Here is a 26,273-nt window from a genome sequence, read left to right as displayed (position 1 = left end):
CCTAATTTTCTATTTCTTTTATAATTTTTTCCATCTGAGCAGAGCGAGACCCTTTCACTAAGATGGCATTCTCTTTTCCGAGAGGCTTAATAAACTCAGCTGCCTGCGAATTATTCTCACAGTACACAGCTAACCCACCCCTTTTTTCATATGCCTTGGCTGCTATCGCAGCAATTGGTCCAACACTTACCAACCCAGTCACACCTGCTGAAAACGCATAATCACCAAGCTGCTCATGAATCTCAAATTCTAACTCACCTAACTCCCCTAAAGCACCTAACACTAACCACTTTTGGGTTTGTTCTTGGCTCACCAGAACATCGATTGCAGCTTCTACAGATTTTGGGCTGGCATTATAACAGTCATTTAAAACAAGAGCTTGGCTAATTGAGGCCTGAAAATGTAATCGCTTATCAATAACTAATGGATGAGATAAACGCTGACAAGCATCTTCCAAATCAATACCTAGCTCTAGCAAAACCAATAACACAGCCATCGCATTAGCAATTTGATGCTTACCCGGAACAGAGAGGTTCAGTTCACAATCTACACCACCATAACTCAGTACTGATTTTGATGACTGACTAGCCAATACCATCGACTTAACAAATACATTTGCACCTTGATTAAAACCAAAACTCACTACTCGCTTACCTTTGGCTTGCGACGACCAATAATCAAACCAAGGATCATCAAAATTAAGTACAGCAACACCATCAGATGTAAGACCATCTAAAAGCGCACCTTTCTCTCTTGCTATCCCTTCAATCGAACCAAATCCGATAAAATGACTACCGCTCGCATTTGTAATAACGGCAATATCTGGCGTCGTAATTTGGGCTAATTTAGGTATTTCACCTACAAAACTTGTGCCAGTTTCGATTACCGCAAAGTTATGAAACTGTTCAAGCCCTAACAAAGTGAGCGGAACACCAATTTGATTGTTATTATTCTTTTCTGTTTTCAATACCTTATGGCTAGCCTCTAAGCATTGTGACAACCACTCTTTAACGGTCGTTTTTCCATTACTACCAGTTATAGCCACTAATTTCCCTAGAAACTCACCTCTTAGATGATGAGCAATATCGGCATAGGCTTGCCGTGTATCTGACACCAGAATCAAAGGCGTCACATTGGAAGGTTCTTGCGACAACACGGCAGCAGCGCCTTTCACTAAGGCTGCCTCTAAATAAGTATGGCCATCAAAGCTATCGCCTTTGATAGCTACAAACAAAGCTTCATCTAATGAATCACGAGTATCCGTCTTAACATAATTAAACGGGCGATCTTCACCAAAAAGTTGCCCATCACAAATTCTTGCAACATCACTTAATTTTAGTTCGACCAGCATTTATTCAATCCTTCTAACGCAATTTCAGCATCATCAAAATGGTGTTTAACACCCAATATTTCTTGATAGTCTTCATGACCCTTACCAGCAATCAGAATCACATCATTTGCATTTGCATTTGCAATCACGTCTAAAATTGCTCGTCGCCTATCAGGCTCAACTCTAAGCTGGCCAGACCCAATAAGATTGTCTTTATCCAGTTGATCAGCCAAGGCATCTTGAATAATTTGTTGCACGGATTCCGTTCTAGGGTTATCTGAAGTTAAACAAGAGATATCTGCATTATTTAATGACGCAGCTGTCATAAGAGGCCTTTTCCCCCTATCTCTGTCACCACCACAACCATAAATGCAGGTAAGTCGACCACGGTTATGCAACTTTAAAGCCTGCAATGCCACCTGAAGCGCATCAGGAGTATGAGCATAATCCACCACAACCAAAGGCCCATCAGACACTTTTATCATCTGCATCCTGCCTGGCGCCCCAAGAAGAGAATTCAAAGCATTCACTAAGGCAGACTTATCATCAAACAAATCCCAATTAGCCGCTAAAGCAGCCACAGCATTAGCAACATTAAACTCACCAAGCAAAGGTAAATGAATGCTAAATAGCTGCCCCTTCACAATCAGGTCAAAATTTACACCTGATGTAAAATACGATAAATTTTTGCAATAAAAGTCAGCATCTTCGTGCTTAAGGCTATAAGTATAAACAGGACATTTCGCCGATTGCAGCATCAGCTGAGAATAATCGTCATCCATGCAAATAACGGCACGCTCTAAAGAAGGAAAAGCAAAAAGCCTCGCTTTCGCCTGCGCATAAGCAAGCATACTACCGTGATAATCTAAATGATCCCGACTCAAATTTGAGTATATGGCGGTATCAATTGGTAAACCAAGAACCCTACCTTGGTCCAGTGCATGTGAAGAAGCCTCAAAAGTAAGATGCTTAACGCCTTCACTAGCAAATCTAATTGCCAAACTATGCATAGATAGCAGATCAGGTGTGGTCTGCTCAGACTCTTTAAGATCATCAAGAGTTCCTAAACCGAACGTACCAACAATGGCAGATTTTGAACTCAGTAGTTGTGCTATTTGCGCATTATAATAACTGATAGAAGACTTACCATTTGTCCCTGTCACTGCACAAATTTGTTTTGGATAAGGCTTTGCAAACTCACCTATAAACTCAATTAAACTGGCCCTAGCATCCTCAACATAGATATAAGACAAGTTAAGATTTTTATCCAGCTCAACCCCTTTAGGCACAACAACTAAACGATACCCTTGGCTTGCAACACCTTCAAGATAATCCCAACCATTTGAACCAACACCAGGTAAAGCAAAAAACACATCCTGCTCAGCAACCTTACGACTATCCGTCGTCACCTTTTCGAACACATTAAAAGCTGATAGTTGCCCTGCCTTTAAACCAAAAAAAGCCTCAACTAAGTGAGACTTTATTGGCATGGGAAAAATAGACACTATTTTAACACCACTCTATAGGGAACCTTCTTACCTAGCCGGACTTCGCGTAAGCCTTCAGGTAAATCAGGAGAAACATTTAAAATAGCCATAGCACCATCCATCACACGAGAAAACACTGGCGCAGAGACTTCACCACCATAATACTCTCGTCCTTTAGGATCATTGACCATAACCACCATAGCTAACCTTGGATTGGTCGCTGGAGCCACACCAGCAAACAAAGAAATGTACTGATCATACTCATAACCCTTGGTACCTACTTTGTGCACAGTACCTGTCTTTCCTGCAACAACATATCCAGGCACCTTTGCAGCCTTTGCTGACTTATCAACAACCTGTCGCATCATTTTCAATACATCTTTCGCCACTCTATTTGAGATTACCTGCTCACCTTCTGGCAAAACATCCTGCTTGAACATAGTAACAGGCACTTTATAGCCTCTATTTGCCAAAGTGGCATAGGCATGAGCAAGCTGCAAAGTAGACACAGAAAGACCATAACCATAAGACAATGTTGCTATCTCAGCCGGGTGCCATTTTGGATGCGTAGGTAATGAGCCTGTAGACTCACCAGGAAAGCCAATACCCACTAGTGACCCTATACCTAACTGATAGTAGAGATTCCAGACAGCATCTTGAGGTAATGACAAAGCAATTTTAGACGTCGCCACATTACTCGATTTAACCATGACAGTTTCTAAATCAATTTTGCCATAGCTACCTAAATCACGAATAGTTTGCTTACCAAAGCGAATATAGCCAGGTGCAGTATCGATCTTAGATTCTGTCGTATACTGCCCACTTTCTAATGCAGCACTGACAGTAAATGGCTTCATAGTAGAACCGGGCTCAAACAAATCAATCACAGCACGGTTTCGCATCTGATCATAATTCAACTTGGATCTATCGTTCGGGTTATAAGAAGGCTGGTTCACCATAGCCAAAACTTCGCCAGTTTTAACATCCAAAATAACCGCAGAGGCGGATGTTGCCCTATGCTCGGTAACCGCAGCCTTTAATTCTCTATAAGCTAAATACTGTAATCTCAGATCTAAACTCAGCTCAATATTTTGACCAGGCTGCGCATGGGTTTCTTGCCCAATTTGACGAATAATATTACCCGTTAAATCTTTTACATATTGTCGTTTACCTGGCTTACCAACTAAGGCCTTTTCATAGGATAACTCCATCCCTTCTTGGCCTTGATCATCTATGCCAGTAAACCCAACAACATGTGAGGCGACTTCACCCGCGGGATAAAAACGTTTGTACTCTTTGGTACGACTCACTCCAACTACTTTTGCAGCCATAATTTCATCGGCAACATGAGGTGGAATTTGACGCTTTAGATACATAAATGAACTAGCGCGCTTTTGCTCAAAGCGTTTGGTTAAGGATGCTCGCCCCTCACCTATCACTTTTGCCAGGCGCGCAATTTCGGCTTTCGGGCCTGTGCCTTTTTCCTCATCTACAGGCATAGCCCATAAACGCTTTGGATTCGCTACAAGCGTCCAAGTAGGTGTACTAACCGCTAATGGCTCTCCTCGACGATCTAAGATCATGCCACGAGTAGCAGGAATAACTTCCGTACGAACAGCTCTTTTTTCACCCTGATTCTGTAAAAAATCTTTTTCAACAACCGTTAAATAGAACAAACGGCCAGCAACCACAGCAAAAAGAGTAATAGCAATGCCATATACAAAATAAAAACGCCATTGAGCAGGCTTTAAAAATTGATCCAATACACTCATGGTTTAACAATAACCATTTCAGTAGAGTCTGGGGCGTGCATATTAAGTTCCTTCACTGCGGCCTGTTCTAATCGACTAGGTTGTGTCAGCGCACTTTGCTCTAATAGCAATTGCCCCCACACAACCTCAAAATTCACTTCATCACGTTTAAGTGACTGTAAATAAGAAAACTCTTTCCTAAACTGATAAACCTGAATAACCAATGCCATAGCAAGACAACCAACCAAAGCCAGCCATAACATAAAAAGCAAAGGCGATGCAGGTTTAGTCACTCACACGCTCCAATACTCGCATCACAGCACTACGAGAACGCACATTGTCATCTACTTCTTGCTTTGAAGGCTTAATCGCCTTCCCGATCGTTTTAAACTTAATTGACAACTCCGCATTTCTAATCGGTAAATGCCTAGGCAAGTCAGGCCCTTTAGACATAGTTTTCATAAAACGCTTAACAATGCGGTCTTCAAGTGAGTGAAAGCTAATCACAACCAGTCTTCCACCGACCTTTAAAGCTTTAGCTGCGGCTTGTAAGCCTGTTTCTAAATCACCTAATTCATTATTGATAAAGATGCGTATACCTTGGAATGCACGAGTAGCGGGGTTCTTTCCCTTCTCCCATGCTGGGTTTGCATCTTTCACAATGTTTGCTAACTGTAAAGTGGTCAAAATTTCGGTGTGAGTACGATATTCGCAAATCGCTTTAGCAATGCGTCGGGAAAAGCGTTCTTCACCATACTGATACATAACATCAGCAATCTCTTTTTCTTTCGCTTGAGCAATCCATTGAGCAGCACTCAAACCCACACCGGGGTTCATACGCATATCAAGCGGACCATCATTCATGAAACTAAAACCACGATCAGCATCATCCAGCTGGGGAGAAGAGACCCCAAGATCCATCAACACACCATCTAAGCGACCACTTTCATCAAGGTGACTCGCGATATATTGATCCATAGTCGCGAATGAATCTTGAACTATTTGAAACCTGTCATCTTCATTTGCTAAAGCTTCGCCGTACTCAATTGCTACGGGATCTTTATCAAACCCTAGCAGTTTGCCTTTACCTAACTGAGCCAATACAAGACGGGAGTGTCCGCCACGGCCAAAAGTGCCATCAATGTAACAACCATCCGGGTCAGTAATTAAATCTTCCACTGACTCATTCAGCATTACACTAATATGTACAGGAGTTGACTCTGTCATAATGAAATATCCGTTAAATTCTCTAATGTCATAGGCTCTTGTAAATCAAGAGCTAAATATTCTTCTCTTTGGGCCTGCCATTGCTCTTGGCTCCAAATCTCAATCTTTTTACCTTGCCCCAATAAAGCAACTTTTTTATCTAAACCAGCAAATTCTCGAAGCGGTGCTGGTAGTAAAATCCGCCCAGCCTTATCAATTTCTAAATCTGTTGCATGGCCCACTAATAAACGCTGTAAACGGCGAGCTTGCGGCTGAAAACTGGGTAACTTATCCAACTTTGCCTGTATCACTTCCCATTCAGGTAAGGGATACATAAGTAAACAACGAGTCGACGGATCAATTGTCACCACCACACTCGGGTCTTCAAATTGCAGCAATTCATCACGCAAACGCGAAGGAAGAGACATTCTCCCCTTTGCATCTACACTAACCTGATGAATCCCACGAAACATTCCCATACCCACTTATCGACACATTTACCCACAATTTAACACTTTTTAAAAAATAAATATGATTTATTGTTTATAAACACAAAAAAAGTGGCAAAAAAGCGCCTCAAACCAATTTCTTATCGGCATAAAGACGCCCAAAACTCATTTTTATGGCACAGAAACACACAAAGGTAGAAAAACAAAAAATATCAGAAGAGTTATACAAGGCGATAAACTGGTTTTAACTATGTGGATTATTTCAAACAACAAGGGAGGGATTTGCAAGTTGGCCGATAAGCCGGGTTCTGTCGTGGACAGTCATTCCTCTCGAACATGCATCACTACATGCCTCTAGCGACCTACCCGAATCCAGCGCGGGTCACACCAATGGATTCCTATTTGGTCTTGCTTCAGATGGGGTTTACCTTGCCACAAACTGTTACCAGTTGCGCGGTGCGCTCTTACCGCACCATTTCAACCTTACCGGTAGAAAACTACTTAGGCGGTTTATTTTCTGCTGCACTTTCCGTAGGCTCACGCCCCCCAGGCGTTACCTGGCATCTTACCCTGCGAAGCCCGGACTTTCCTCCATAACACATAAATGCATTACAGCGACTGCCTGGCCAACTTGCGACGCGCATCATACTTACACATAAACAAAATAACAAGAAAAACTCGCACATAAGAAAAATTAATCCTTTTACACACAAGTAAGAGAAGTAAGTTTGTGCAGCAACAACAGATTACAAAAGCGGCAAACTGAGACAAACCTCTAATCCACCTTGCTCATGATTTCTCGCTTTGATTTGTCCTTTATGAGCAGCAAGAATACGTTGCGCTATTGTTAGACCAACACCAAAACCACCACTATTAGCTTCACGTGCATCTGACGATCGATAAAAAGCATGAAAGATCTTATCTAACTGAATCTCATCAACACCTGCACCACTATCTCGAACCAAAATGACAACTTCAGTTTCACTTTCTGTGACTGTGACTGAAACCAAAGAATCATTACCTGAATAAAAACACGCATTGCGCAATACATTTTCTAACGCGTGACGAAGCTGCACTGGGTCTACCAGTAACTTTTTGGTGACCTGACCAGATTGAATAATATCTATATTTTTAAACTGAGACTCAAATACAACATCATCAATAATAGAGGCAAGCCAAAGGTTAATATCAACCTCTTGCTTATCAAGCGCCCCCTCTTCAAGTCGACTCAACAATAGTACGCTACCGATTAACGCATCTAGCTCATGCAATTCATCACGAATTCTATCTAGGTATTTATGCTGTGCATCTTGCCCATGCTTATCTTCAGCTAAAACAAGCGCAACCTCTATCCGAGCCAATGGCGTTCTTAACTCATGAGAAACATCCCTCATGAGACGCTCTTTAGACAAAAGCACACCCTCAACCCTAGAAGCCATTTCATTAAACTCTAAAGCAAGCTTACCGATAGCATCAGATCTTTCTGCCAATTTATAATCCAATCGAGCATCCATATTTCCTTGCCCAAAAGCACGTGCCATACGCTGCAAACTAACCAAGGGCCCTAATAGCCAATAAGCTAAGACAGCACTCGAAAAAAGCAAGCCAAACAAGGACATCACCATCAAAACATTCGCATTCGGAGGTCGCATATCTGCATTTGGTCGGAAGATCAGCATATATCCACGATCGGATTCGCTTCGTATTTGTGAGAACTGACTTCGATGAAAGTCAGGAGCCGGATAGGACGATAACTCACCTGTTTCATCCTCCAACAACTCATCCATGCCAAAGTCTTTTGGCAAGGGCAACAATAAAGCACGCCCATTTTCTTCATATAAAAACAGGCGACCATTTAACTTCTTTTCCTGCTCCTCAGCCAAGCGCCTTAAAACTCGCATGCCAGCACTTTCATATTGAGAGACAAGCAAGTGCCCAGTGTCATCTAACTCTTGACGAGAAAGATCACCACGCTTTTGAGTCAACTTAATAATGCCAGCTCCAATAGTGACAACTAATAAATTTGACAACAAAATGACTAAGAATACTTTTAAAAAAGTACTTCTCATTCTAATTATTTACGCATATCTTGATCAACAAAGATATAACCCACACCGCGGACCGTTTTAATTCTAGGCTCGCCATTTAATAACACGCCAACCTTTTTACGTAAGTTACTAATATGCATATCAAGACTACGATCATACATAGTCAACTTTCGACCCAACGCTTTCTCAGATAACTCCTGCTTAGTTAGCACTTGCCCAGGCAGGCTTAACATACATTCCAATAACGTATATTCAGAAGTGGTCAATTCTATTAATTCACCATCTAAGTACACACTCCTATCTTTCCTTTGTAGCAACAAGTTCCCAGACTCAAGATCAGCAGCTAAATCTTCTTCCTTATCATTAATTGCTCTTCTCAAGATTGCCTTAATTCTCGCCAAAAGCTCTCTAGGATTAAATGGCTTAGACAAGTAATCATCCGCCCCCATCTCTAACCCTAAGATACGATCAATATCATCGCCCTTAGCTGTTAACATAATGACAGGCACTTTGCTTTTTGCCCTGACCATTTTAAGCGTTTCGAATCCATCCAGCTCCGGCATCATGACATCAAGAATAATAAGATCAGGTGACTGCTTTGCTAAAATATCTAAAGCCTCCACACCATTCCAAGCATGCAACACCTCATACCCTTCACCTGAAAAATACTCCTTAATCAAATCAGAAAGACGAGCATCATCATCCGCCAAAAGAAGCTTAACCATTCTCTACCCCTTAACTATCAATAAACAACCAGCATCACAAATAAACAAGCAACGACATCAGTGACAAAATTTTACCCTACCCGTTGCACAATACCTGTGCCATTTTCGATTTATTTACAATACATCAAGGTAAATTTTAGACAATAAAAAAGCCGACAAGTCGGCTTTTTTATCATTAAGCTTAATTTAAGCTTTAAAAGGATCACGCAAAACAATAGTCTCTTTGCGATCAGGGCCAGTTGAAACGATATCAATTGGCACACCCACTTGCTCTTCAACAAAGCGGATATAAGCTTGCGCATTCGCAGGTAAAGAATCAAAGTCAGGAGCACCGACAGTTGACTCAGCCCAACCAGGAAGCTCAACATAAACTGGCTTAGCTTTCTCGTAACCTTCACTGTCAACTAAAGAACCAGCAACTGCTTGTCCATTCTCGTCAGCATAAGAAACACACACTTTAATTGTTTCTGAACCATCAAGCACATCAAGTTTAGTTAAGCAGATGCCAGACACAGAGTTAATTTGAACCGCATGACGCAATGCAACAGCATCAAACCAACCACAACGGCGCGCACGACCTGTCGTTGCTCCAAACTCATGACCACGTTCAGCAAGTCTTGCACCATCTTCACAGAAAAGCTCTGTTGGGAAAGGACCAGAACCAACACGCGTTGTATACGCTTTGGTAATACCTAGTACATAGTCCAAATACAAAGGACCAAAACCAGTTCCTGCTGGTGCACCACCGGCAGTCGTATTAGAAGATGTTACATAAGGATAAGTACCATGATCGATATCAAGCAAAGACCCTTGCGCACCTTCAAACATGATGTTCGCACCTGAGCGGCGTAAATCATGCAGTAGAGAAATTGTATCAGCAACCATTGGACGCAAGAATTCAGCCATTTTCAGACCTTCTTCATAAACCTCATCAAATGAGATCTCATCAGCCTTATAATAGTTAACCAAAACAAAGTTGTAGTAATCTAGAACTTCTTTTAGCTTCTCTGCAAAACGCTCGCTATCCAGCAAGTCTGCTACACGGATTGCGCGACGAGCTACTTTATCTTCGTAAGCTGGCCCAATACCACGACCTGTCGTACCAATTTTCTTAGCACCCTTAGCCACTTCACGCGCCTGATCCATAGCAATATGGTAAGACAAGATAAGCGGACAAGCTTCACTAATTTTTAAACGCTCAACCGCAGGAATAGATTGCTCTTCAAGCTCTTTTACTTCTTTCAGTAATGCAGCAGGAGACAAAACAACGCCATTACCAATTACACACTGAACACCATCACGCAAAATACCTGATGGTATTAAATGAAGCACGGTTTTCTTTCCGTCGATAACTAGGGTATGACCTGCGTTATGTCCACCTTGAAAGCGAACAACCGCTGCCACATCTTCAGTAAGTAGGTCAACGACCTTCCCTTTACCCTCATCACCCCATTGGGTGCCTAGAATTACTACGTTTTTACCCATAATTTCAGGTCTCATATAGATAGTTCAACAAAAAGTGTTATTTAGTTGCAGCGACAAGCTGCCATTCACCCTGGACTTGAGCCAAGGTATAATCGTAGTCGACTAGGCTATCCAGATCGGTTAACTGTTCAACTACTTGATAATTCTGTGCTCGCAAAGCTTGAATCGCTTGCCACAAAGATAAATCTTGCGCCACTGGCACCAAAACTCTCTTTGCCTTTTCAACCTTAACGTCAGCAAGAGATACTAAGGTTTTCAAATCCGTACTGAAGCCAGTCGCCGGTCGAGAACGACCAAAAACTTCACCTATGTTATTATAACGACCACCACGCGCAATCGCGTTACCAAAACCAGGAACATAGGCCGCAAAAACAAGCCCTGTGTGATAGCTATAAGACACCAAATCACTTAAATCAAAGTGCAAACCCACATTTGGAAAGCGCGTTTGAATCTGTGTTTTTATTGCCAACAAGCTCGCTAGAGCATCCGCAACTTTTTCACCCGCATCCGCGAAAATAGACTGAGCCTTATCAAGCACCTCTTCACCACCACATAAACGGGGCAAGGCTATCAACCAAGTTTTTTGTTGTTGGCTAACATCAAGTGAATTCACAAAACTCTCTAGCTCAGGTAATGCTTTAGAGCGATAGAAATCAGCAAGCTTTTCTTTCTCTCTATCATCTAGAGAACTTACTTCAATAACACCGCGAACAATATCAACATGACCTAAATCTAAAACTAGAGACTCAATACCTGCCACTTCAAGCGTTTCAAGCATCAAAGACAAAATCTCAATGTCACTTTCAACGCCACCATGTCCATATAGCTCAGCACCCATTTGAATCGGGCTACGACTACCATCTAGACCAGCTGGAATAGTTCTCAAAACACTGCCACAGTAACTCAAACGCTGGACACCTTGCTCTTTAATACCGCGCGCATCAATTCTTGCGACTTGCGATGTAAAATCAGCACGAATACCCATGAGCCTACCAGACAACTGATCAATCACTTTAAAGGTTTCAAGCTCTAAGTCAGAGCCAGCACCAGTTAGTAAAGAATCTAAATACTCAAGTAAAGGAGGGATTACTAAATCATACCCCCAACGACCATGAAGATTAAGCAATACTCTTCTAAGCTGTTCAATTTTTTCAGCTTGTTCAGGTAAAGCCTCATCAACTCCCTCAGGAAGCAACCAACGGTCTGTCATTAACATCATTCCTCTTAGCTACGGATAAAATAAAGCAACACTAGACCAAGAAACATACTAACAGCACCTAAAATTCGTAGATTCAAATCTGAACTTGCGATTGCTTTTGTCATTATATCTCGCCATATCTTTGGCGCTAGAAAAGGTAAAATACCTTCTGCGATTAACAACAAACTGGCTCCCACGAGTAGCGACTGCAACAATTCCTGCATAGATTCTCTTTATTACAACCATTAAAAAACCGGGTTAGCCCCGGTTTTTGTAATCATACCATGTTTCCCATTTGAACAAACAGACCTTCAAACAGGAAACTCAGCAATAAGCGAGTTCTTTTACTGCGCCGCTTGATTTAGGTATTTAAAGAATTCACTATCTGGTTTCAAGACAAATATATCACCTTGACTACCTAAGCTTTCACGATAAGCCTGCAAACTACGATAAAATTCGTAAAATTCAGGATCTTGCGTATATACATTAGAATAGATACCAGCAGCATTCGCATCACCATCACCACGAATCATTTCTGAATCACGGAAAGCTTCGGCTTCCAATACCACTTTTTGTCTATCTGCATCAGCACGAATACCCTCTGCAAGCTCCAAACCTTTAGATCTGTGCTCACGAGCTTCTCGCTCACGCTCAGTTCTCATACGCTGATAAACTGACTCAGAAACATCTGGTGGTAGATCTATACGCTTAACACGTATATCGATCACTGCAATACCTAATTGCGCTTTAGCCACTTCGTTTAAGTTGTCACGCAACTCAGTCATCAAGCTATCACGCTGACCAGATACAACTTCGTGCATGGTACGCTCACCAAACTGATTACGAAGACCAGTATCAACTAAAGAGGTCAATACACGGTTAGCATTAATTTCATCACCAGACGTTGCTGTGTAGAACTTATCAACTGACTCAATACGCCATTTCACATAAGAATCAACGATTACAGCTTTTTTCTCTAGCGTTAAATAGCGCTGAGGTCGTGAATCAAGCGTTAAAATACGCGCGTCGAACTTTTTAATTTCGTTCATTACAGGTATTTTAAAATGAATACCTGGCGCAACGTCATTATCGACAATTTCACCAAACTTCAATACAACTGCACGCTCAGTTTCTTTGACAACATAAAGTGTTTGTGAGGCAACAAAAACACCTAACACCACTACGAATAAAGCGACAAATGATAAACCTTTCATTAGTTGCGGCCCTCTCTACGTGTCACACCTTGACGTTTTCTAATCTCATCCAACACCTGATCAGTTAGATCACTAATGTTTGAGTTATCATAACTTGCAACTCCAGATGAAGTTACGTTTTTGCGTTCAGTGATAATCTTATCAAGAGGTAAATACATCATATTATTCCCCCCCTCAACATCAACAACCACTTTGTTCGCGTTACCGTAAACATCCTCAACCGTTTCAATATACAAACGACGACGAGTTACTTCTGGAGCCTTAACATACTCTTGGTACAAACGATCAAAACGATCAGCCTGACCTTCAGCTCTTGCAACCACCTCAGAACGGTAAGCTTCAGCCTCTTCACGGATACGCTGCGCACGACCACGAGCTTCAGGAATCACGCCATTAGCATAAGACTCAGCTTCATTTCGAACTCGCTGCTCATCTTCCTTCGCCTTGATAACATCATCAAATGCGGCCTGAACCTGTTGAGGCGCTTGCACATTTTCAACGTTAACTTGGGAAATCAGGAGCCCCGTTCCATAGTCATCAATGTATCTTTGCAATCTTGCCTTCACATCCTGAGCCAAAAGCTCACGACCTTCAGTCAAAATCTGATCCATTTCAGAACTACCCACAACATGACGAAGAGCACTTTCCGTAGCTTGAGACAAGCTGCTTTCTGGATCACGCACATTAAGCAAGAAGTCTTTAGGATTCTGCACCAAATATTGCACAGATAGACCCACCTCTACGATGGCCTCATCTTCAGTCAACATTAATGCTTTGTGATCATGTGAACGTACCTTAGTAACATTCTCACTCTGCACGCTATCAATTAACGGTGGATTCCAATGCAAGCCAGGCATCACAGTTTCATGATACTTACCTAAACGAAGCACAACACCTCGCTCCTGCTGATCCACCTGATAGATACCAGAAGCACCCCAAAGCGCAGTAACAGCGACAACACCAACAGCAAGTAAACCGCCGCTCATTTTGCCACCCAAACCACCGCCACCCGAGCCGCCGGAACCACCACCTTTATTACCTTTTACACCTATCATATCCATAAGTTTACGAAAGGCTTCATCTAAGTCAGGTGGCCCTTGATCATTTCGACCTTTACGACCCCAAGGATCGTTTTCACCTTGACCGTTATCATCAGGTCGACCATTTCCAGAATTTTTGTTCTTATCTGGATTCCATGGGTCATTGTCGTTATTACCCGGTTCATTCCAGGCCATACTAAATCTCCACTACAAAAATTAATCTAAAAGCCAAGGATCAAGCTCTTGCCTATCCTGCATAAAAGCAGAAAGACCACTTTCGGGCTTAACACCGGCATTCGCCAAAATTGTTAAATAATCATTTTTAGGGATGCAAATTTTTAACACAGAAGATCCAGCATCATCATAAGTCTCAGATAAAACTGCTCCCTGCTCAAATAACATCGCTCTCAGCCGTCCTGCACTTGCAGGTAACACCAAAGTCTCACGAATAACATCTATAGCTAGCACTTCAGCTATAGCTTGACGCAACAAATCAATTCCTGTGCCATCTTTTGCTGACAACCAAACTCGATATGGGAGACCATCCTCATTTCGATCAATTCTAGGCTCAACATTTGACAAAGCATCAATCTTATTAAAGATCAATAACGTAGGAATTTCATCTGCATCTATCTCTTTTAATACCGCATTAACATGACCAACATTTTCATCTCGATTCACATCACTTGCATCAACAACATGCAAAAGCAGATCTGCTTCAGAAGATTCTTTCAATGTCGCCTGAAATGCTTTAATCAATTTATGCGGTAACTGCCTTATGAAACCAACAGTATCAGCTAAAACAACTGCACCCACTTGCGCAAGATCTAATCGGCGTAATGTTGGGTCAAGCGTAGCAAACAGTTGATCAGCAGCAAAAACTTCTGCGCCTGTGATAAAGTTAAATAAAGTCGACTTTCCCGCATTTGTATACCCAACCAAAGAAACGGTTGGCACGGCAGATCTATCACGTGCTCTGCGATTCTGATCTCGCTGAGAACTTACTTTATCTAGACGTTTTTGGATTGACGTAATTCTTTCACGCAATTGACGTCTATCACTTTCTAATTGAGTTTCACCTGGACCACCACGAACACCAATACCACCTTTTTGTCTTTCAAGGTGAGTCCAGCCTCTTACAAGACGGGTAGCCATGTGCTGTAACTGAGCCAACTCAACTTGCAACTTACCCTCATGGGTTCGAGCACGTTGAGCAAAAATATCCAATATTAAACCAGTACGATCTAATACTCGACATTGTAAAGATTCTTCCAAGTTTCTCTCTTGGGAAGGAGAAAGAGCGTGATCAAAAAGAACCACTTGCGCTTCTTCTCTTTCAACGATTTCTCGCACTTCATCAAGCTTACCTTTGCCGATAAAAAATTTCGGATCAGGTTTTTGACGAGTACCAGTAACCACTGCAACAGGAGCGATACCAGCAGAGGTTGCAAGCTCAACAAACTCTTCTGGGCCATATTGAGTTTCACCATTATGAAACTCAATATGAACTAAAACAGAAACATCGCCACTTTCAGGACGTTCAAAAAACAAATTTATTTACCTCAGTCTATCTTTTATCAAGACAAACTATTCAGCAGCATCTTCTGGCTGATCAGGAGACGGAATACGAATTGTACGTGAAGGAACAACAGTAGAAATCGCATGTTTATAAACCATTTGACTCACTGTGTTCTTTAGCAAGATAACAAATTGGTCAAATGACTCAATTTGACCTTGCAACTTAATACCGTTTACCAAAAAGATAGAGACAGGCACTCTCTCTTTACGTAAAACATTTAGATAAGGGTCTTGTAGTGATTGCCCTTTTGACATTGTCATCTCCTTAAAAAAATTGACTTGAGATTCAAATTAAACCTCATTAAAACAATATTGTAGATACTACATTATTTCTTTCTTGTTTACCCTATATAATCCTGCTTCAAAGGTATTTCAAGGCCTTCGACAAAAGATCTTTATCAAAAGTATCAAAAACCTGCAGATTCTCCCAACTTCTTAGCCAAGTAACCTGCCTTTTAGCTAATTGACGAGTTGCAACAACACCACGATAAACCGCTTCATCTAGATCACATTCACCAGCAAGGTACGCCCATATTTGTCGATAACCAACACATCGAATTGATGGCATATCTACATTAAGATCACCTCTCTGAAACAAGCACTCCACTTCTGACAAAAAGCCTTGCTCCATCATTATTTGAAAACGCTGTTCGATTCGCTTATGCAAAACAGCGCGTTCGTTTGGCATCACAGCAATACTGACATAATTATAATCATTGGCACTTTCAGCCTGCTCAGCCCATAAAGAAGTCATTGAGCGCCCAGAAAGCCTGCAAACCTCAATTGCTCTCTGCAATCTTTGCGGATCATTCGGATGAATTCGCTTTGCAGACTCAGGATCTAACCTTTGCAATTCTTCGTGCAAATGAGGCCAACCATATTCAGCAGCCTCAGCTTCAATCTTAGCTCTCATCTCGGCATCAGCCTGAGGCATTTTAGCAAGCCCTTTCATCAAGGCATTAAAATACATCATGGTGCCACCTACCAGCAGTGGCTTTTTACCTTTCGCCAAAATGTCAGCAATTTCTTTTTTTGCATCAAATACAAAGTCAGCGGCAGAATATGCTTGATCTGGCTCTAAAATATCAATCAATCTATGAGGCGCTCTTGCCAACATTTGCGCATCAGGTTTTGCCGTACCTATGTCCATCCCTCGATACACCAACGCAGAGTCAACACTGATAATTTCATACCCATGGGAGTCTGCCATCTCAACAGCCAACCCCGTTTTACCTGCCGCTGTCGGCCCCATCAAACAAACAACTTGAGCCTTATCTTCAACCAAGACTAACGACCTCTTAAAAACAATTTATCCAATTCTGACATTGTCATTTGCGTCCAAGTAGGACGCCCATGATTACATTGACCACTTCGTTCAGTAATTTCCATATCTCTTAACAAGCTATTCATCTCTGCAACAGTAAGCTTTCTATTCGCTCTGACAGAGCCATGACACGCCATAGTCGCCATCAACTCATTTGATCTAGCCTCTAAGATATCTGTCGCACCATGCACGATAAGATCACTCACCACGTCTCTCACTAAATTTTCCACATGACCCTGGCTCAAAATCACAGGCACTTCTCGCACCATAATACTTTCTGGCCCAGAACGTTCAACTCGTAACCCAAACGAGTTAAAGACATCGTCAGCCTCTTCAACTAAATCTGCCTCACTTTGAGAGACAGCAATATTGATAGGCACTAACAAAGGCTGAGATACAATCTGCTTAGCATAAAAAGCATTCTTCATTTTTTCATACAAAATACGCTCGTGGGCCGCATGCATATCAACAACAATTAAACCCTGCTGATTTTCAGACAGGATATAAATGCCATGCAATTGCGCGATAGCAAAACCTAATGGCGGCATACCACTTCTTTCAGCTTCCTCAACCCCCTCTTTATAGAGCTCAGGGCGTGAAATAATTTCACCTGTCAGCGGATTAACGCTCCCCGCTGGCGCACTTGCCGATACCTCATTGGCAAAATTAGACATCTGCGACATCACACCCAACTGGCCACTTATTTGACCAGATTGAGATTGACCTCCTGGTGAGGCACTCATCCAAGCATTAGATCCAGCCCCAAACCCACCCTCAGAAGGCGATGTAGGGCGATTTGCCAAAGCTAGACTGTTCTGATGGGTAATTTCTTCAACTTGAGCTGTCTCAACTACTTCATCAACAGCAGCTTCTGGCCTCACATCAGCAAGCACTTTATGTATCTTACTAAATAAAAAGTCATGCACTAAACGCCCATCACGAAACCTAACTTCATGCTTGGTAGGGTGAACATTTACATCCACTGTCGCTGGATCCAACTCTAAATATAGAACAAACGTTGGATGCCGACCGTTATACAAAACATCTCTATACGCTTGCCGCACAGCATGAGCAACAAGCTTATCTTTAACGACACGACCGTTAACAAAAAAGTACTGCAAGTCAGCTTGTGAGCGTGAAAAAGTTGGCAAACCTATCCAACCCCACAAACGTAATCCAGCCGCTTCCACGTCGATGGCTAAAGCATTTTGTACGAAGCTTTTTCCTAGCAAAGACGCCAACCTATGTTCAGCGTGCATTTGATCAGTGACAGCTCGCAAGTCATATATTTGCTTACCATCATGACTTAAGCGAAACGCTACATCATATCGACTCAAAGCCAGACGCTTTACCACCTCACTCAAGTGATTAAATTCAGTTTTATCTGTACGTAGAAATTTCCGTCTTGCTGGTGTATTAAAAAATAAATCTCTAACTTCGATACAAGTACCATCTGGGTGAGAAGCGGGTCTCACATTGGCCCCCATATCTTTACCTTCTGCCTCAACTCGCCAAGCTTCCTGCTCACCTCTAGCTTTAGAAGTTAAAAGCAATCGAGAAACAGAGCTAATACTGGCTAAGGCTTCTCCTCGAAAACCTAAAGACTGGACAGCCTCTAAATCATCAAGCGTATGTATTTTACTGGTAGCATGGCGACTTAGAGCTAAAGCCAAGTCATCCTTGACGATACCCGATCCATTATCACGAATTTTTATCTGCCTTACACCACCTTGCTCAACCTCCACATCAAGTTGAGTTGCTCCTGCATCTAAACTATTTTCTAGCAACTCTTTAACCACAGACGCTGGTCGTTCTACAACTTCACCTGCCGCTATTTGGTTGGCCAAGCGAGGGGATAACAAATTAATTCTTTGCATGATTTAATTAAAAACCCTTGATGAGGAATATTTATGAAGCAATTGATGTATTTTATCAGGCACTTAACCAGCAGGTATAACCAACTTCTGACCAATCCAGATCACATCATTTTTTAATGTGTTCGCCTTTCTAAGGGCTGTAATTGAAACACGATTTTTACGTGCTATTTCAGATAACGTGTCACCTTTGGACACAACATAGGAAGACACTCTACCCTTATTATGCTGTTGCCAAGACAGAAGTGACCCTTCTGGCGGGTTTGAAGTAAATGCCTGCACTATACCTTTAGACATGGCTGCAGCTAGTTTTTTTCTATAGCCCGCACTGCCTAAATTTTTTGCTTCCGTTGAATTTGATACAAAACCAGTCTCAACTAAAATAGAAGGGATATCGGGCGATTTGAGCACAACAAAACCAGCTTGCTGCACAGTGTTTTTATGCATGTGAGCAACCTTATCCATTTGCGTTAGCACTTTAGAACCGATATCAAGACTAAACTGGATCTTAGAGTTCATGGACATATCCAATAACACTTCCGCTAACAATTGATCTTTATCATCTAGCGAAATCCCACCCACCAGTTCAGCTGATTGCTCCTGCTGTGCCAGCCAGCGCCCCATTTCACTCGTTTTACCACTTAAAGACAAAGCCCAAACAGATGCACCTCTCGCCTTCGGGTTTGTAAAGGCGTCTGCATGTATTGAAACCAATAAATCTGCGTTTGCCTCTCGAGCAATTTTTGATCTTTCTCTTAACTTAAGATACACATCACTAGAGCGAGTCATAACAGCTTTAAAACCATCCACCCGATTCAGCTTACGAGCTAGTTCCTTCGCAATAGAAAGTACAATATCTTTCTCTCTCACCTTATACTGCCCAAGGGCGCCTGGGTCTTTACCACCATGGCCAGCATCAACCACAATCACAATATCACGCTTAACATTTGCAATATTTTTTGTCGTTTTAACAGGCACACTTAAATTCACTTTTTTGCCATAACTAAGCTCAACCATCACTCTTGGCCCATACTTAGCATTTGCCTCAAGCACACTACTTTTTGCTTTAACTTTTTGATTTAAGTCCAAGACAAAACGAGTACCATCATCTCGCTTCCCGGCGCGCAACTTTCGCAATACACCAGATGAAATACTCGACAATTTAGTCTGCAGCTTAGCTGCTAACTCAACATCTTGAATATCGAGAACCACACGATCAGGGTTTGAAAGCGGAAACAATCTATGAGAAACAGGCGAGGACAAATCAAAAATAAGTCTTGTAAGACCATTTTCTTGAGCTATTCGAACATCTTTTACCATGGCACCAAATGCACTAACAGTAAAAAAGAGACTGAAAATTAGGAATAATTTAAGTGTAAATTGGTAGATTTTTTTCATACATATCAGACAGCTGCAAGCGTTAAGAGCACACTATAACGCTTGCCTTTGACGATCTCAATGCAGGGCTTGATTTTATCTTAACAGGCTAGGTCTTGATCAAATCCTAATAAAGCATCACTTCCTTTCTCACTGACCGCTTCTAAACTCACCTTTCTACCATTTCTAATGAGGTCAATATGAATATTCACATCGACTTCAGGCAAACACCCTTGCCCCATTTCAGGCCACTCAACAAGACATAAACTATCTTGCTCAAAATAATCTCTAATCCCCATAAACTCTAGTTCTTCTGGGTCTGCGACACGATACAAATCAAAGTGGTAAATGTTTTTACTGTCTAATTCATAAGGCTCAACGATGGTATAAGTTGGACTTTTAACAGGCCCTAGATACCCCAGACCTTTCAACAAGCCTCTCACCAAGGTTGTTTTACCCATACCCAAATTACCATTCAGATTTACTAAATTTACATTCACTAATATTTTCGCTAATTCTTCACCAAACATTTCCATGGCATCTTCGCCAAATAATTCATAATCCAACTTTGTCATTTCGACCTCTTTCTAAACAACTCTATTTTTTTATCTTCGGTTAATTTCTATCTATGACACTTATTATCAATTTTTTTCCTGTCACGCTCTTGGCTAAAACCATTATTTTTTAGCCAAGGCCCAGTACCTAATTTAAGCAAGTGCTATTTTTTGAGTTCATCTAAAATTGCAAACACATCAAAACAATAACTTTTTCAACTCACACAAAAGTATAGTGCCAGTGACGTTAAATTAAACACATGACAAAAATATGACAGAAATATTTATTATTATAAGCGGGCAAATTACCTAAAGGGGAAACTTGATCTACCAGAGCGGGAGAAAATCAATCACTTGAAACACTGGCCTTCGATTCTATCTTGTCTCAAAAACATTTACTACTTTGTAGGCAAATATAAAAGCCAAACTTGATACTGACCTCTGATAACGATCAGTATCAAGCAGCGATCTAAGCATCGAAGTTAAAAACATTCGCCTTATAATAAGCAAGCTCAGCAATAGACTCTTTAATATCATCCATTGCTAAGTGAGAGCCCTTCTTACTGAACCCTGCTAACACTTCTGGTTGCCAGCGCTTTGTTAGCTCTTTAATAGTGCTCACATCGATACAACGATAATGAAAGAAAGCTTCTAGCTCTGGCATGTAACGATAAAGAAAGCGACGATCTTGACCCACACTATTACCACAGATAGGCGAAGCACCTTTAGGGACATACTTTTCCAAAAACTGAATCGTTTCAAGCTCAGCCTGTGCCATTGTCATACCAGTTTCTAAGACACGCTGAGTTAGACCTGATTGCCCATGATGAGTCGTGCACCACTCATCCATAGCATCCATAACGTCACGGGATTGATGAATCGCTACATTCGGCCCCTCAGCAAGCACATTTAAATGCTTATCTGTCACTATTGTCGCAATCTCAATAATAGTGTTTTTATCTGGGTCTAAGCCTGTCATCTCTAGGTCAATCCAGACCAAATTCTCTTTATCTAAACTCATGATGCATTCAAACCTTTATTCTCAATGCTAAGCATTATACTCTATGCGCCTTAATAAAGGACCCACTTGAGATAATGTCTAAAAGAAAACTCACGAAACAACAAACTTGGCGCATTGAAAAAATTCATGCTGAACGCAGCAAGCGTGTCAACAAGCGCAACACCAAAGCGGAAGAAGCACTTCTCTCTTCTGACTTAGGCCCAGAAACAGAAGGCCTTATTCTTTCGCATTTTGGTACTCAGGTGGAAGTTGAAAGCATTAGTGAAAGCGATGTCAAAATCGCAACTCGCTGTAATTTAAGGGCAAACCTTGGTCAATTAGTAACTGGTGATAAAGTTGTTTGGCGAGCCAATCAACAAGAAGGCGGTGTTGTTGTTGCAAGACTAGACAGAGACAATGACCTTTGTCGCCCAGATATGCATGGCCGTTTAAAACCTATCGCTGCAAATATCGACCACATTATAGTGGTGGTGGCAGCTGAACCACTTGCCCATGCAAACCTAATTGATCGCTACCTCGTCGCAGCAGAAACAGCTGGAATCCCACCTGTAATCCTTTTAAACAAAATTGACCTGATCGACGAAAGCAACAAAGACAGTCTAAACAATCTACTCAGCACATATGAAAATCTTGGCTATCAAGTTTTGAGAACATCCACAAAGCAAAAAGACAGCATGGATGAGCTATATGGCTTTTTAGGAGATAAGACTAGCGTTTTTGTCGGTCAATCTGGTGTCGGTAAGTCATCTCTAGTTAACACCCTTCTACCTGGCGTCGATTTATCCGTTGGCGAGCTGTCCCAAAAACGAAAGAAAGGCACCCATACCACGACCACAGCGCGATTATTTCATATGCCCAAGGGCGGAGACTTAATTGACTCGCCAGGGATACGTGAGTTTGGCCTTTGGCACATCAGCATTGAAGAACTATTGGAAGGTTTTATCGAATTCCGTGAACACATAGGCTACTGCCGCTTCAGAGATTGCGCCCATAAAGAAGAGCCAGGCTGCGCACTTCAGCAAGCACGTGAAGAAAACAAAATATCAGACATTCGCTATCAAAGCTTTCTAAGAATCAAAAACTCCATTTTAGAAAACCTTTAATAAAAAAGGGCTTTTTGAACAGCTACTTCTTATTCAAAAAGCCCTCAATACATTAAAATAAATCAAAGCAGGCTAAAAAACAGCCTCTGGCGCAATTTCGATACCCTGCTCTCTTGCTGCACCATAAATCAAACGATTACGCTCCTGCATTCTTTTATAAGCAGCACTTGTTAAGAGCAAAATACTTATCCTTCTATTAATTCCCGCTTCCGGCTCATCTTCATTGTATGGAACCGTATCTGATAACCCCATCACCTGAACAAAGCGATTATCAATGGTACCTCCCTCTCTTAACAATCGACGCGCCTCATTTGCACGCATTGAAGACAATTCCCAATTACCCAGACCTGCAAATGAATAAGCAGATGAATCCGTATGACCAGAAACAACCAATCGATTTTTCAACCCAGCCAATACCTGACCAATATTCAGCAAAGCAATTTCAAAATCTGGCGTGAGACGACCACTCCCTGCCGCAAACATGGGTTTATTTATTTTATCCAACAAGGTGACCCGAATACCATCTGGCGTAATCTCGATTTGTAAATTCTCTTTTAGTGCCTCAAAAGCCTCATTACCCGATAACTTTTGCCCCAGCATAGCCGCCAAATCAGCCTGCTCTTGCTCTGCAACAAGGTCATGGTGAGAATTGGCTCTTTCCTCAACTGAGTCCGGTTTTTGTACACTTCCAGGGTCTGGTAGGTTTAAATCAATCTTTTTCTCAGTACTTTTAGCAGGGCTACCACCTAAATCAATGGGATGATTACTAAAACCTGCCGTTGAAGCACCTTGAGGGTCATTAAAATACCCCTGAATTGCAGACAATTCCTCAGGGGAAGCCACATTAATAATCCACATAACAAGGAAAAAAGCCATCATAGCCAAAGCAAAGTCAGCTAACGCTATCTTCCAAGCACCGCCATGATGCCCACCTTTTTTTACTTTTTTAACCCGACGAATTATCGGTCCTGATGTTTCAGCCATATACCCTCTCCAAGCAGTATAACTCCCTAGACAAACATAGCATTAAGTTAGCGATAAGCTCGAACATATTCAGCCAACTCTGCAAATGATGGTCTTTCTTCTGAGGGTAAAAGTTTACGCCCAGTTTCTACAGCAGCACCAGGTGAAAAACCCGACACAGTTGATACCAAACAAGCTTTCACTGCGTTATAAGCCTTTAGCTCATGCTCACCTAGGCCTTCAAGGTGTGACGCAAGCGGACCAACAAATCCATAAGCAAAGAATACACCTAAGAAAGTCCCCACTAATGCGGCCGCAACGTGCGCGCCGATTAACTCCATGGCACCACCTATTGACCCCATGGTAATAACAATACCCAATACTGCCGCCACAATACCAAACCCAGGCAAAGCTTCTGCTACTTTATTAACCGCGTGACCAGGTGCAACTAAGTCTTCTGCAATTTTTTCAATCTCAGCATCAATAATTGCTTCAAACTCATGCGCGGGGAGCCCTGTTAGGATAAAAATCCGATAATTATCTGTAATAAATTCGACCATTTCATGATCCCTTAAAAGATCTGGAAAGGACTGAAAAAGCTCACTTTCGTATGGGGCCTCAATATGATCTTCAATCGCTAAAAACCCTTCTTGTCGACTCCTAAAGAAAAGCGTGTACATTAATGCCATCAAACCAAGATAGTAACGCTCGTTATGGCGACTCCCCAAAAATGCTTGAGGCATTAATTTAAAAATACGTTTTTGTAGATGCCATGGATTCGCGACCATAAATGCGCCTAAAGCAGAACCGCAGATAATCAAAACCTCAAAGGGCTGCCATAACGCGATCAATTCTCCATGGGAAGCCATGTAACCAGTCACAACACTGATAATGACGATAACCATCCCTACTATCACAAACATATTTTTCTTCCTACGATCTACGATGTATGCACATTGCACATTATAAAGTATGATAAATCACAATACTGATTTATCATTTTATCGAATAGAGCAACAACTTACAGAGCTTTAATGTAAACACCTATGAGCGACAAGTCCCCCTCAAGCCTAGAAGAATGGCTAATATACCTTAAGGATAAGAAGTTTCCCGTTGGCTCAGACAACTTAACCAAACTTCAAAATCAACTTAAGTCGCCACAAGGCGCTATTGACGGGCTTCAGCACAGTATTTTAGCCGAGCCTTTTATTGGCTTCATGTCAATATCTGTGGCCAATCAAATTGCAAAAAATAACAATAATCAGATAAAGACCCCAACCCATGCAGTTTCTATGGTGGGCATAGATGGGTTAGAAAAGATCACAAAACAGCTTTACCCTTGCCAATTTTCAAATAACAACCGCGCTCACTGCGAGTTTTTAAGGCAAGTTCAGATAAGTTATGAAGCAGCATCTATTGCAAAATTTTGGTCTATTGAGAAAAGACATGCAAATAATGAAGAAATTTTTTGGATAACTTTTTTTAGAGATGCCGTCAAATGGCTACTCTGGTTTTACTGTTATGAAACCATGCATAAATTAATGCAAAACCTAAAAGATGGCCTTAAACCAAAAGATGCTGAAGAAGCTATCTTTGGATGTCGCATAGATCAACTCACTGTTAAACTATTTCAATACTGGGAAATTCCTAGCATCATAATAGATTCATTCAAGACTGAAAACACACCGACAGGCAAAGAACTCAAAGCACTTGCTGACCTTACTCGTGATCCAGAAAATGTACCTGTTGATCCAGATGATAGACGCCTAAACTTCCTTGCAAACCACTCACTTCTCTTCGCTGTGTGCGCAAGTAAAACCGCCCACATTGCTAACCAATCAGGCTGGGACAGCAAAGGCCTAGAAAATTATTACAAAGTGATTTCAGCCGCTCTACATTGCAAGCAAGCTAAAAGCATTAAAGCAGCACATGCTGCATGCGCTGAGTCAGCCAAACTTTTTCCAAGCCCATACAAGGTACCTTTAGCAAAATTCCTCCTATCACCAAATCTTTATCAAAAAACTAAAGCACCTGTAAAAGCACAAAAAGAGACACCTCTTACCGCATTGCAAAAATTATCAAAATCAGACAAGGCAACGGATAAAGAATGCTTAATAATGAGCATTAAAGTCATCAAAAAATTAATGAAACCCGCAAGTCAAACACTCATTCTCAATTTTGATAACGGACTAAACAAACTTAAAATCAGCTTACAATATGGCTTTGATTTAACCCGTTTAAAACAAACAGGATGGGATCATACAAACAAGGTTTTTGAGAAGTTATTAAAAAAACCAAGCGCAGTATTGTTTGATGAGAAAAAATTAAATCAAATCATTAAATATTTACCTGACACACTGACCCCAGAATTAACTGAAAATAAAAACCTAATATTAACGTCTTTTAAGAGCGGACCATCTAGCTGGAAGATTATATGGATAGGCAGCAATTCGGATTTTTCTGAAAATGACTTTATTAATGCCAAACGAATCTCAAGCATTCTTAGCAAACGCTTTTAATAGCCTAAATAATTAAACACCCTGAAA

At 41.5% G+C, this 26,273-nt stretch carries 24 protein-coding genes and 1 other RNA gene; 2 read left to right on the top strand and 23 right to left on the bottom strand.

From position 1 onward, the window contains the following. Position 1: 1 nt before the first annotated feature. From Q0A08_RS00780 to orn, 21 genes are all read right to left on the bottom strand, one after another. Positions 2-1,351, bottom strand: a complete 1,350-nt coding sequence (locus Q0A08_RS00780; RefSeq protein WP_438464256.1) for a UDP-N-acetylmuramoyl-tripeptide--D-alanyl-D-alanine ligase — start codon at positions 1,349-1,351, stop codon at positions 2-4. Beyond that, positions 1,336-2,835 carry a UDP-N-acetylmuramoyl-L-alanyl-D-glutamate--2,6-diaminopimelate ligase gene (locus tag Q0A08_RS00775; RefSeq protein WP_438464255.1) on the bottom strand — a complete coding sequence of 500 codons (1,500 nt, stop codon included), beginning with the start codon at positions 2,833-2,835 and terminating at the stop codon, positions 1,336-1,338. The genes Q0A08_RS00780 and Q0A08_RS00775 overlap by 16 nt, the downstream gene beginning before the upstream one ends. Next, a complete protein-coding gene (locus Q0A08_RS00770) occupies positions 2,835-4,589 on the bottom strand; it encodes a peptidoglycan D,D-transpeptidase FtsI family protein (RefSeq protein WP_438464254.1) in 1,755 nt (584 codons plus the stop codon). The genes Q0A08_RS00775 and Q0A08_RS00770 overlap by 1 nt, the downstream gene beginning before the upstream one ends. Continuing rightward, positions 4,586-4,861 carry a cell division protein FtsL gene (ftsL, locus tag Q0A08_RS00765; RefSeq protein ID WP_438464253.1) on the bottom strand — a complete coding sequence of 92 codons (276 nt, stop codon included), beginning with the start codon at positions 4,859-4,861 and terminating at the stop codon, positions 4,586-4,588. Before ftsL ends, Q0A08_RS00770 begins: the two co-directional genes overlap by 4 nt. Next, positions 4,854-5,795 (bottom strand): 16S rRNA (cytosine(1402)-N(4))-methyltransferase RsmH, encoded by a 942-nt coding sequence (gene rsmH / locus Q0A08_RS00760; RefSeq protein WP_438464252.1) that lies wholly within the window; start codon positions 5,793-5,795, stop codon positions 4,854-4,856. The genes ftsL and rsmH overlap by 8 nt, the downstream gene beginning before the upstream one ends. Continuing rightward, a complete protein-coding gene (gene mraZ / locus Q0A08_RS00755) occupies positions 5,792-6,247 on the bottom strand; it encodes a division/cell wall cluster transcriptional repressor MraZ (protein WP_438464251.1) in 456 nt (151 codons plus the stop codon). Before mraZ ends, rsmH begins: the two co-directional genes overlap by 4 nt. 257 nt (positions 6,248-6,504) lie before the next feature. Further along, positions 6,505-6,857: RNase P RNA component class A (gene rnpB / locus Q0A08_RS00750), an RNA gene on the bottom strand. Positions 6,858-6,969: 112 nt separating this feature from the next. After that, on the bottom strand, positions 6,970-8,253 hold the full coding sequence (locus tag Q0A08_RS00745) for an ATP-binding protein (protein ID WP_438464250.1): 1,284 nt from the start codon (positions 8,251-8,253) through the stop codon (positions 6,970-6,972). 44 nt (positions 8,254-8,297) lie between these two features. Continuing rightward, entirely contained in the window at positions 8,298-8,996 is a 699-nt protein-coding gene (locus Q0A08_RS00740; RefSeq protein WP_438464249.1) for a response regulator transcription factor, read from the bottom strand. Between the two features lie 186 nt (positions 8,997-9,182). Further along, complete coding sequence (locus Q0A08_RS00735; protein WP_438464248.1) at positions 9,183-10,481, bottom strand: adenylosuccinate synthase; 1,299 nt, start codon at positions 10,479-10,481, stop codon at positions 9,183-9,185. Between the two features lie 37 nt (positions 10,482-10,518). Beyond that, the gene (locus tag Q0A08_RS00730) at positions 10,519-11,691 is read right to left on the bottom strand and encodes an ATP phosphoribosyltransferase regulatory subunit (RefSeq protein WP_438464247.1); all 1,173 of its coding nucleotides are present in this window, start codon (positions 11,689-11,691) and stop codon (positions 10,519-10,521) included. 14 nt (positions 11,692-11,705) lie between these two features. Beyond that, positions 11,706-11,903 carry a DUF2065 domain-containing protein gene (locus Q0A08_RS00725; protein WP_438464246.1) on the bottom strand — a complete coding sequence of 66 codons (198 nt, stop codon included), beginning with the start codon at positions 11,901-11,903 and terminating at the stop codon, positions 11,706-11,708. 120 nt (positions 11,904-12,023) lie between these two features. After that, on the bottom strand, positions 12,024-12,893 hold the full coding sequence (gene hflC / locus Q0A08_RS00720) for a protease modulator HflC (protein ID WP_438464245.1): 870 nt from the start codon (positions 12,891-12,893) through the stop codon (positions 12,024-12,026). Continuing rightward, the gene (gene hflK / locus Q0A08_RS00715; protein WP_438464244.1) at positions 12,893-14,128 is read right to left on the bottom strand and encodes an FtsH protease activity modulator HflK; all 1,236 of its coding nucleotides are present in this window, start codon (positions 14,126-14,128) and stop codon (positions 12,893-12,895) included. The genes hflC and hflK overlap by 1 nt, the downstream gene beginning before the upstream one ends. Before the next feature lie 21 nt (positions 14,129-14,149). Next, positions 14,150-15,484 (bottom strand): ribosome rescue GTPase HflX, encoded by a 1,335-nt coding sequence (gene hflX / locus Q0A08_RS00710; protein ID WP_438464243.1) that lies wholly within the window; start codon positions 15,482-15,484, stop codon positions 14,150-14,152. Between the two features lie 36 nt (positions 15,485-15,520). Next, positions 15,521-15,766, bottom strand: a complete 246-nt coding sequence (gene hfq, locus Q0A08_RS00705) for an RNA chaperone Hfq (RefSeq protein ID WP_036179762.1) — start codon at positions 15,764-15,766, stop codon at positions 15,521-15,523. Positions 15,767-15,872: 106 nt separating this feature from the next. Further along, the gene (gene miaA, locus Q0A08_RS00700; protein ID WP_438464242.1) at positions 15,873-16,796 is read right to left on the bottom strand and encodes a tRNA (adenosine(37)-N6)-dimethylallyltransferase MiaA; all 924 of its coding nucleotides are present in this window, start codon (positions 16,794-16,796) and stop codon (positions 15,873-15,875) included. 2 nt (positions 16,797-16,798) lie between these two features. After that, positions 16,799-18,712: a DNA mismatch repair endonuclease MutL gene (mutL, locus tag Q0A08_RS00695; protein WP_438464241.1), complete on the bottom strand. Its 1,914-nt coding sequence runs from the start codon at positions 18,710-18,712 to the stop codon at positions 16,799-16,801. Between the two features lie 63 nt (positions 18,713-18,775). Further along, complete coding sequence (locus Q0A08_RS00690; protein ID WP_438464240.1) at positions 18,776-20,107, bottom strand: N-acetylmuramoyl-L-alanine amidase; 1,332 nt, start codon at positions 20,105-20,107, stop codon at positions 18,776-18,778. A gap of 80 nt (positions 20,108-20,187) precedes the next feature. Then, positions 20,188-20,661, bottom strand: a complete 474-nt coding sequence (gene tsaE / locus Q0A08_RS00685; protein WP_438464239.1) for a tRNA (adenosine(37)-N6)-threonylcarbamoyltransferase complex ATPase subunit type 1 TsaE — start codon at positions 20,659-20,661, stop codon at positions 20,188-20,190. A gap of 448 nt (positions 20,662-21,109) precedes the next feature. After that, entirely contained in the window at positions 21,110-21,661 is a 552-nt protein-coding gene (orn, locus tag Q0A08_RS00680; RefSeq protein WP_438464238.1) for an oligoribonuclease, read from the bottom strand. A gap of 74 nt (positions 21,662-21,735) precedes the next feature. Here orn and rsgA point away from each other — a divergent pair, with 74 nt between their 5' ends. Next, positions 21,736-22,764 carry a small ribosomal subunit biogenesis GTPase RsgA gene (rsgA, locus tag Q0A08_RS00675; protein WP_438464237.1) on the top strand — a complete coding sequence of 343 codons (1,029 nt, stop codon included), beginning with the start codon at positions 21,736-21,738 and terminating at the stop codon, positions 22,762-22,764. A 72-nt stretch (positions 22,765-22,836) separates the two neighbouring features. Here the strand turns inward: rsgA and Q0A08_RS00670 are convergent, their stop codons facing one another. Then, the gene (locus Q0A08_RS00670) at positions 22,837-23,748 is read right to left on the bottom strand and encodes a flagellar motor protein MotB (RefSeq protein ID WP_438464236.1); all 912 of its coding nucleotides are present in this window, start codon (positions 23,746-23,748) and stop codon (positions 22,837-22,839) included. Positions 23,749-23,795: 47 nt separating this feature from the next. Further along, positions 23,796-24,650 (bottom strand): flagellar motor stator protein MotA, encoded by an 855-nt coding sequence (gene motA, locus Q0A08_RS00665; RefSeq protein ID WP_438464235.1) that lies wholly within the window; start codon positions 24,648-24,650, stop codon positions 23,796-23,798. A 123-nt stretch (positions 24,651-24,773) separates the two neighbouring features. Here motA and Q0A08_RS00660 point away from each other — a divergent pair, with 123 nt between their 5' ends. Further along, entirely contained in the window at positions 24,774-26,246 is a 1,473-nt protein-coding gene (locus Q0A08_RS00660) for an HDOD domain-containing protein (RefSeq protein ID WP_438464234.1), read from the top strand. Positions 26,247-26,273: the final 27 nt, after the last annotated feature.

Source organism: Marinomonas sp. PE14-40, assembly GCF_051623805.1.
Taxonomy (GTDB): domain Bacteria; phylum Pseudomonadota; class Gammaproteobacteria; order Pseudomonadales; family Marinomonadaceae; genus Marinomonas.
This window is presented reverse-complemented; position numbering and strand designations above follow the sequence as displayed.